The following is an 8,255-nucleotide window of genomic DNA, read 5'->3' as shown; positions in this document are numbered from 1 at the left end:
ACCGATACACCACGTCCCAGGACTTGACCACGCGTCCTGGTACGAGCGCCCGAAAACGAAGAAGTCCCGGGTGAAAACCCGGGACTTCTGTGCAGTGCCCCCGACTGGAATCGAACCAGCGACCTTTGGTACCGGAAACCTCATTCGGGCCGGCGAATGGGGGCGATGACCTGCGAAAACCGCGTGATTCCGCGGGACCGCCGACCAGTTGGATCATCGATCGACGGATAGATACTCAGGGAGTGTTGTCACGGTGTTGTCACGCGAGACAGATGAATAGGGCGGTCCGCGGCCGCTGAACACCCCGGCTCACCACCCCTGACGTCTCTGCCCACCACGCCTTTCTCTCGCTGCAACAGTCAGCGAACAAGCGATCGGGTGCGGCGCATTGCCCGATGTGAGCGGTTGCTGATAGGTCATGGTTGGGACGTCGGCTCGATAGGCGGCTAGCCACGGCCGGAGCGCCGGGGATGTCAATGTGGAGCACGCGCAGCGAAGCGAGCATGAACGACATTGACTTCACCAAGCGCGGGCTGAGGATGGGCCGTCGAGGCGATGGCCTGTCGCGATCACTGGCACGTACCGCTGGTGACGCGGGTGATCGCCGTTTCGACGGTGAGTCGAGCGAAGAGCGGAGCCAAGAGGACCTGACGGTACGGAGCGCGGGCCGTCCCTAGTATCTCGGCGTCGGAGGGTGGCCCGCCCCCGGCCAAACCGTGTCCGAAACGGCGCCGGATGGAGGGAGCGCAGGATCGCGGATTCGAACTCTCGTTTCTCAGCCGCGAATAGGCATTATGCCGCGTAATTCCGCATTTCTCACGAGCGGCTTGCGTCCAGCATCGCCCTGCCAAAGAAGCGCGTAATTCCGCGGGCAACGTCGGTTAATGTGTCATAACTGTGCCACGGGTGCACTCGACACGTCGAACAGTCTCGAGGAGTGAGGGAGCAAGGTGGGGCACTCCTTCCAGACTCTTGGCTACGCGGCACGACGCTGAAGTTCGGTGCAGCGCCCTGGCGTGGGACGATCGGAGAATTCGGATAGAGGCTGCGGGAAGGAGTGCCAGTGCGCTTGATCGAGGTTGAGTTCACGGGATACCGCCGATTGCGCGCCGCGAAGTGCAATGTAGATGGACCGACCATCGCATTCATCGGCCCGAACGAGTCGGGCAAGAGTTCGATTCTGGAGGGTCTTCGATGGCTCAGCTCCGAAGGGGATGTCCCGCTCGATCCGCGATCGTTCAACAGACAGCGGCCGCCACACTCGGACGACATTGTTGTCGGAGCGCGCTTCCGGCTGGATGCTTCTGACTTGGCGAGCATCGCGGAACTCGACATCGATCCCGACGTGACCATCTCGAAGGATAATCTCACTGTTCTGCGGGTGAGTCGTAAAGCCTCCGGTGTTCAGGTCACGGGCACGGACCTCACGGTCAATCGGAACCCGAAACCGTTCACCCTCGCGAGAGAACTCGCAGAATCGCTTCGTGGGGCGCTGTCTAGTGCTGGCGAAGTCCTCGATGAACACGAGGTCGACCGACGGGAGCAGATGCCAGGCACCCTCTCGACTGCGATCGCGCGAGCATCAACAGAGTGGAACTCGGAGACGCTCGATGTCTTGGAAGGTGAGCTCACTTCGCTCAAGGCGTTCGGCGCCGACGTGTTTGGGATTCCGGGTCGCGCAACCGGACTGGCGGCGCTCAGGACCGCAATCGGAAAGACAGCGGAGGCGACTCAGACTGCACTAGTGGCCGCGCGCAAGGCCAGTCCCGACGCGGCGATTCGCAGGACCCTTCTGGCCCGTGCACCGAAGTTTCTTCTGTTTACCGACGAAGATCGAGAAATCCGGGAGCGCTACAACCTCGCGGATGATGCGACTCGCGCAAACCCTGGCTCACCGTTTCGGAACCTGCTTGCGATTGCCGGCACCTCTGTTGACGAACTGTGGCAAGCAATCAGTAGCGGAGCTCCTGCCCGGATGCGCAGCCTCGAGCGACGCTTGAATGCATCCCTGTCTGAGCGACTACAGCCATCGTGGAGCCAAGCCGCCCTTGCGGTCGAGCTCGCGATCAACGAGGGAGGGCTCGTAGAGGTCAACATCAATGAAGTCGACAGCGCCGATTACACCGTCACGCCGATCAGCGAACGCAGCGATGGGCTGAGGACCTTTCTCGGTCTCGTTTGCTTCTTGATCGCGCGGGACCTGGATGTACCTCCAGTTCTCATGATTGATGAGGCTGAGCGGAATCTCCATTACGACGCCCAAGCGGATCTCGTCCGGGTGCTCACCGACGAGCTCGATGTTCACAAGGTCATCTACACAACTCATAGCCCCGGCTGCCTCCCGCTCGATTTGGGTACCGGTATCCGCGTTGTGCGTCGCGATCGCAGCGACCGCGGCGTTAGTACGCTGACCAACACCTTCTGGACCGACTCCGAGCCAGGGTTCTCGCACTTGCTTTTCGCGATGGGCGCGGAGGCCGCGGCGTTTTCGGCGTTCCGTCGCGCGGTGCTCGCGGAGGGCGTGTCGGAGATGATTCTCCTGCCGACGCTGCTTCGGCTCGCGGATAGCGATCGCCCGCTCGACTTCCAGATCGCGTTCGGCCTGTCCAACATCCCGATTGCGCAGGCCATGCACTCGGTCGCACTCATCACGTGTTTCTTGGTCGACGGCGACTCTTCTGGAGACGCACGAAAGAAGCAACTGCTTCGAGCGGGCGTGCCGAAGTCCCATGTGTTTCAGTTGCCGAAGGGCAAGGCGATCGAGGATCTCGTCGAGCGCGTCCAATATCTTGAGGTCGTGAACGCATACCTTGCGGAGATCCACGTCGCACCGATCAGGGATTCCGACCTACGCGCCGACCAAACGATCGCAAAGTCCGTGGACATGTTCGTCGCAACGCATCGGGGCATGCCGGGAGGAATTGGGCACAAGATCATCGCGACGAAACTCGCGGCGCTTGGTGGCGATCTACGCCTTGCCCCACGGTCGAAGGCAGTGTGAGATCGATGCGAGCCGGAGTCGAAGCCGCTTTCGACTCACCATTCACGTTGACGGCCGCGGGCGACTAGCGCTGCGGCCGCGAACCCAACAACACAACACCGCTCCATCGGGCGAACAAACCGTTAAATGGTCCGTTTGCTCAAGGCCTGTCGACTTAGTCCAGTTCGCATAGCGAGCGATGACCAGGGGACGTCCTGTCTCCGAAGCCGCGAGATGAGTCCGTCTCGCTCCGCAATGAGGGCTGTCTCCTCGCGGTGAAGCTTGACCAACGACTTTGAGATCTCGCTGAGCCTCTTCAGCTCGGCCAGCTGCGTCCTCTTCTGCGCCCAGGGTTCCGCGACGGGGGGTCGAATCGTGCGGCTTGAGGACGTGGGGGCGGTGCGCGAAGCCGGTGTCCCTTCGCTTGCGCGCGTGCGTCGAAAGGAGCTACCGTCCATCTTCGGCGCGAGCGAAGCTGGCTCGAGGTCGAACGCCGTTGCGATGTCGGCCGTGGCTGTCACGACCCTCGCGACGGGTGTATCTGCACCCGCGATGACGTGCAGAATTGCGGCTTCTCGATGCTTTTGGCGTCCTCGACCCATGCAACCAGGTTGACACGCGATGGCAACCGATACAAGGGTTCCGCGAGTTCCCACTAAGAGTGCCTGCGTGCATTGCGTTTTTCTTCTGTTCAGCCCCGGGCCTGGATGCCGTGCGGGGGAGCCGGCGGCTCAGCTCTCGCGAGCCTGGGACTCTAAGCGCCTGCATCCTTGACTCGGCGGTAGTAGGTGGCTCGAGACATTCCCAAATTTCGTGCCACCTCCGCGACGGGCTCGCCGCTATGACCAGACGGATCGCGTTGCGGATCTGACTGTCGGTGATGCGCTGTGGCCGGCCTCCGAGAGACTTGCCGGCGGCGCGCCGCTTGCTGATCGAATCAAGGATGCGCTCGCCGAGACCGATCTCAGACAGCGCCTGGTCAGGCTTGATCTCGTGTTCCATCTGCGCGAGCGCCGCCCTGATCGTGAGAACCATCGCACCCATCGGCGTGGCGGTGTCCACGTCGCCGCCGCCGAGGTTCAAGACCCGGAGGCCGGCTCCACGGGTACGCAGCTCGTCGGCCAGTCCGAGCATGTTCTGCGTGGACCGACCGAGTCTGTCCAGTGTCGTGATGACGAGGGTGTCGCCTTCGATGAGAGCGTTGAGAGCGCGATCAAATTCCGGCCGAGCTACGCGCGCGCCTGAGACGCCGTGGTCGACGTAGAGGTCATCGCGTCGGACTCCGGCGGCGAGTATGTCGTCCTGTCGGTCGGCTGATTGCTGGCGTGTGGATACCCGTGAGTACCCGATGAGCTTCTGCATGACGTACCTCCGGTATGTCTCGGAACGGGCGGCGAGTCCGCGCATTCCGTGGACAACTTGTGGCACATCGTTGCGAGATTCAACGGGGTTCACGGCGCGATGTTGTCGAGGTCGCATGAGCGGGCTTCGACGCCTGAGTTTCCGCAACCGAGGGTCTCGACGATCAATGACCATTGGTCGAGGATCCCCAGCCGGCCAAGACGATTGTTGACGCGACGCGCCACTCTAAGGAAATGCGACATGTGGCCGGAACATTGTGGCTGACGGCGGAGCGGATGAACTCGTAACCGCGGCCGCTACCGGGACGGTTGCGCTTGCCTTGCTGCATCCCGTAGATGGGGTGTCCGCCGCCGTCGGGGATGAGGCCGAGCCTCTTCACGTCCATGTGGATCAGCACCCCAGGCCGACCTTCTCGTACCGCTTCGGCCGGGTACGGCTGGTCTTGACCCGGACGCCGGCGACAGGGTCAACCCACCGCAGCGGCGGGCACGCAAGCGGGGGTCCGCGGCTGGATCTCCCGGGTGGATCGAGATAAGAGGGGGAAGGGAGCGGGGCGCTTCACGACGTAGCACCATTCACCGCACCCGTGCCGCGGACGACGGGTTGTGCGAAGAGGGCGGTTGACACCACGTCGCAAACCGGGCTACGTTCAGTTGTACAGAACGCAATTCAGTTGCAACAAGAACAACGGAGATAGTATTGGGAAACCTGGCAACGGTGCTGGTGGACGTTCAAGCCGGCCTACTGAATCCTGGTCGCGTTGCCTGGGACGATCCTGGGATCGCTGATGCGGTGACACAAGCGCAAAGGGATCTCCTGGAGCGATCGCGGCGAGCAGGCATCCCGGTGATCCACGTCGGCGTTCGGCGCCCGATGGTCCGCGGATGGCTCGACCGGCCTCGAACCGAGGCGGCCGCGCAGAGCGGTCGAGCCCCTCGCGATGTCTTCGAGATGATTCACGAGGACGACTGTCGATTCCTCATCACACCCGAGGCGGACGAGGAGATCGTCACGAAGTTCGGCGTATCCGCGTTCGCTGGCACCGCCCTGGATGCCGTGCTGCGGAACCTCGGGGTGGATTCGGTGATCATCGGCGGCGTCTTCACGCACATGGCAGTCGAGAGCACCGTGCGGGCCGGGTTCGACCTTGGCTACCGGATGATCGTCCCGACCGACGCTTCCGCCGCTCCGACCCAGGCGCTTCACGAGCAGTCGACGCGCGCCATGGCGGCGTTCGGGCGGCTCACCACGACAGAAGATGCGATCGAGGCGGCGCGTGATGCCTGACTCGACGATCGGATTCATCGGGCTCGGGGCGATGGGTGAGCCGATGGCGCGCAACGCCTCCTCAGCCGGCTTGCGGGTGGTCATTTACGACGCCAACCCGGCAGCTCTCGAGCGTGCCGCGTCCTGGGGCGCGACGGTGTGCGACAGCCTGGCCGATCTTGCGCAGCGCAGCACCCACGTCGTCACCGTGCTTCCGGCGGATGGCCACGTCCGTGACGTCGTCGGCGAGCTCATCGCCGCGAACCCGGTCCTGACGATCCTCGATTTCAGCACGATCGGCCCCTGGACCTTCATGGAGTGCGCCCACACGGCGGAGGAGGCCGGCGGGAAGCTGCTGGCGGGAGCGCTAACCCGCGGGGTCGAAGCCGCCCAGGCCGGCACTCTCGCCCTCTATCTGGACGACGTTGTGCGAGAGGATTCAACCGCGATGTCGGTCGTCGACGCGATCTCCTCGTCGGTGACCTTCACCGGTGGGGCAGGTACAGCCAAGACCGTGAAGTTGCTGAACAATCTCGTGGTCGGGGTGAACGTTGCCCTGATCGCGGAGGTCCTGACCGTCGGGGAGAAGGCGGGTATCGATCCGGCGGCGCTGCTGGGCGCCCTGACCCAAGGATCGTCGAATAGCTTCGCGATGAGGTCGCATTTCGTACGCCACGCGCTGGCGGGTGATCTCGGAGCGGGCAAGTTCAGCACGCAGTACATGCTGAAGGACTTGCGGCTGGTGAGCGAGCTGGCCCGTCGATCGGGCCAATCCGCCCTGTTCGGCGGCCTGGCGACATCGATGTATCGAGGAACCATTGCGATCGGTCATGGCGATTCGTACTACCCCGCGGTCTGGTACTGGACGAATCGAGCGGCAGGGTTCGCGCCTAAAGGAGATCCCTCATGATCGGCATCATCGGACTCGGAGCCATGGGCATGCCCATGGCGCGCAACCTTCTCAAGGGTGGGGAGGAGGTGATCGCCCTCGATGTGCGCGACGCCGCCATCACCGAGATCGAGGGGGAGGGCGCACGGCGCGCGACGTCGCCGCGCGACCTCGCCGATCGGAGCGATCTGGTCATCACCATGGTAAACGACGACGCCGCGCTCGCATCGATTGTCTTCGGTCCCGACGGGCTCGCAGAAGCGCGCCCAGTTCGCCTCGTCGACACGAGTTCGACCTCCGTCGCGCTCACACAGGAGCTGGGACAGTGGGCGGCCGTGAAGGGCGGCACGTATCTGGACGGGGCCGTCATCGGTGGCGGCGCCGCGGCTGCCGATCGGGGCACGTCACCCTTCGTGATCGCCGGTGATCGCACTGCGGCCGACGAGGTCATGACACGACTGGCGCCTCTCGGCTCCTGGTCGTACATGGGGGCACTGGGCAACGCGAAGATCACCAAGATCCTAAACAACTGGCTTGTGGGCGCCATCACCGTCTCCAATGCGGAGGCGATGGCGCTCGGTGTCGCCAACGGTTTGGATGCGCAAACACTCCTCGGTGCCCTCGCGGACGGATCCGCCGAGTCGACGGTGCTCCGCTCCTACCTCGGGAGTTATCTGAAAGACGGTGTCTACGGTCAGGGGCTCATCCCGATCCCCATGATGGAGAAGGACCTGCGGCTGGCGACGGAGCTCGCTGACGCGGTGTCCGCGCCCGCCTTCGGGGCGGAGATCAGCCGGGATATCTACAGGATGGCGGCGGCCCGCATCGGTCGGGACGCGATGTTCCCGGCAGCAGGCGAGCTGTTCACGGTTCATGGGGAGGAAGAGCGATGACGATGCACGGCTTCGTGGACATGAGGCTGCGGCCTCCTATTCCCGAGTGGACCGAGTCCGGGGCGTTCGCGACCGCGATGTACTACCCGCGCCAGGTCGAGGGGTTCCCAGGATCTCGTTCGGCCTGGCTCGAAGACGAGGCTCTCCTGCTATCCGAGATGGACGAGGCGGGCATCGAGATCGGTGTCATCCCGGGCCGCAGCTCTTCAGGGTCTTTGAGCGCCGCCGACAACGATGCGACGATCCGATTCTGCGAGGCGAACCCCGGGCGTTTCGTCACACTGCCCGCGGTCAACCTGGGCGACATAGCGGGGGGACTCGCAGACCTGGAGGCCCTCGCGAGCAAGGACGTGGTCGTCGGAGTGTCGATCGAACCGGGTTCCGCCGCGCAGCCGCTGCTCGCCGACGACCCGTCCCTGGACCCGATCTACGAATGGTGCCTGGATCATTCCCTTCCAGTGTCAATCTCGCTCAGCTCGACGCTCAGCTATCTCGCCGGGCACGACATGAACTGGGCGAGCCCGATTCCGGTGCAGCGCGTAGCTATGAAGTATCCCGAGCTGAAAATCGTCATCTCCCACTCGGCCTGGCCCTGGGTCTCTCAAGCGATCGCGATCAGCCTCGTGTGTCCGAATGTTTACCTCTCCCCGGACATGTACTGGGCCACGCCGAACATGCCGGGTGCCGACGATTTCGTCCGAGGCGCCAACCTCGCGCTGAGTGATCGGATGCTGTTCGGCACGGCCTATCCCACCCGGCCGCTGCGCGAATCCGTGGATGCGTTCCTATCCCAGAGCTTTGATCCCCGCATCATCAGGAAGATCACTCGCGACAATGCCTTCCGGCTCCTGTCGCTGTAGAGGTC

At 63.6% G+C, this 8,255-nt stretch carries 6 protein-coding genes, 1 tRNA gene and 1 pseudogene; 5 read left to right on the top strand and 3 right to left on the bottom strand.

The window, feature by feature from the left end; all coding sequences use genetic code 11:
* Positions 1-95 precede the first annotated feature (95 nt).
* Positions 96-164, bottom strand: a tRNA-Arg gene (locus MIC448_RS09835).
* A gap of 899 nt (positions 165-1,063) precedes the next feature.
* On the opposite strand from MIC448_RS09835, the gene MIC448_RS09830 reads away from it, so the two are divergent.
* Positions 1,064-3,001: an AAA family ATPase gene (locus MIC448_RS09830; RefSeq protein WP_036298906.1), complete on the top strand. Its 1,938-nt coding sequence runs from the start codon at positions 1,064-1,066 to the stop codon at positions 2,999-3,001.
* A 733-nt stretch (positions 3,002-3,734) separates the two neighbouring features.
* Here the strand turns inward: MIC448_RS09830 and MIC448_RS09825 are convergent.
* Together MIC448_RS09825 and MIC448_RS16710 are read right to left on the bottom strand one after the other, a co-directional pair.
* Positions 3,735-4,342: pseudogene (locus MIC448_RS09825) on the bottom strand (recombinase family protein).
* 163 nt (positions 4,343-4,505) lie between these two features.
* Complete coding sequence (locus MIC448_RS16710; RefSeq protein WP_036298900.1) at positions 4,506-4,739, bottom strand: hypothetical protein; 234 nt, start codon at positions 4,737-4,739, stop codon at positions 4,506-4,508.
* 320 nt (positions 4,740-5,059) lie between these two features.
* Here MIC448_RS16710 and MIC448_RS09815 point away from each other — a divergent pair, with 320 nt between their 5' ends.
* From MIC448_RS09815 to MIC448_RS09800, 4 genes are read left to right on the top strand one after another with little or no spacing between them, the layout of a single operon-like run.
* Positions 5,060-5,629, top strand: coding sequence for a cysteine hydrolase family protein (locus tag MIC448_RS09815; protein ID WP_306342115.1), 570 nt, complete (start codon positions 5,060-5,062; stop codon positions 5,627-5,629).
* On the top strand, positions 5,622-6,518 hold the full coding sequence (locus MIC448_RS09810) for an NAD(P)-dependent oxidoreductase (RefSeq protein ID WP_036298896.1): 897 nt from the start codon (positions 5,622-5,624) through the stop codon (positions 6,516-6,518). The genes MIC448_RS09815 and MIC448_RS09810 overlap by 8 nt, the downstream gene beginning before the upstream one ends.
* On the top strand, positions 6,515-7,390 hold the full coding sequence (locus MIC448_RS09805) for an NAD(P)-dependent oxidoreductase (RefSeq protein WP_051513537.1): 876 nt from the start codon (positions 6,515-6,517) through the stop codon (positions 7,388-7,390). Before MIC448_RS09810 ends, MIC448_RS09805 begins: the two co-directional genes overlap by 4 nt.
* Complete coding sequence (locus MIC448_RS09800; protein ID WP_036298893.1) at positions 7,387-8,250, top strand: amidohydrolase family protein; 864 nt, start codon at positions 7,387-7,389, stop codon at positions 8,248-8,250. Before MIC448_RS09805 ends, MIC448_RS09800 begins: the two co-directional genes overlap by 4 nt.
* Positions 8,251-8,255: the final 5 nt, after the last annotated feature.

This window comes from Microbacterium sp. C448, assembly GCF_000582705.2.
Classification (GTDB): domain Bacteria; phylum Actinomycetota; class Actinomycetes; order Actinomycetales; family Microbacteriaceae; genus Microbacterium; species Microbacterium lacus_A.
Note: the sequence above shows the minus strand (reverse complement) of the source record. Positions and strands in the feature narration are given on the sequence as shown.

Bases quoted from the DNA above. Each gene is read 5' to 3' on its own strand.
- MIC448_RS09810 (WP_036298896.1), top strand. From the start codon at position 5,622: ATGCCTGACTCGACGATCGGATTCATCGGGCTCGGGGCGATGGGTGAG.
- MIC448_RS09805 (WP_051513537.1), top strand. From the start codon at position 6,515: ATGATCGGCATCATCGGACTCGGAGCCATGGGCATGCCCATGGCGCGC.
- MIC448_RS09800 (WP_036298893.1), top strand. From the start codon at position 7,387: ATGACGATGCACGGCTTCGTGGACATGAGGCTGCGGCCTCCTATTCCC.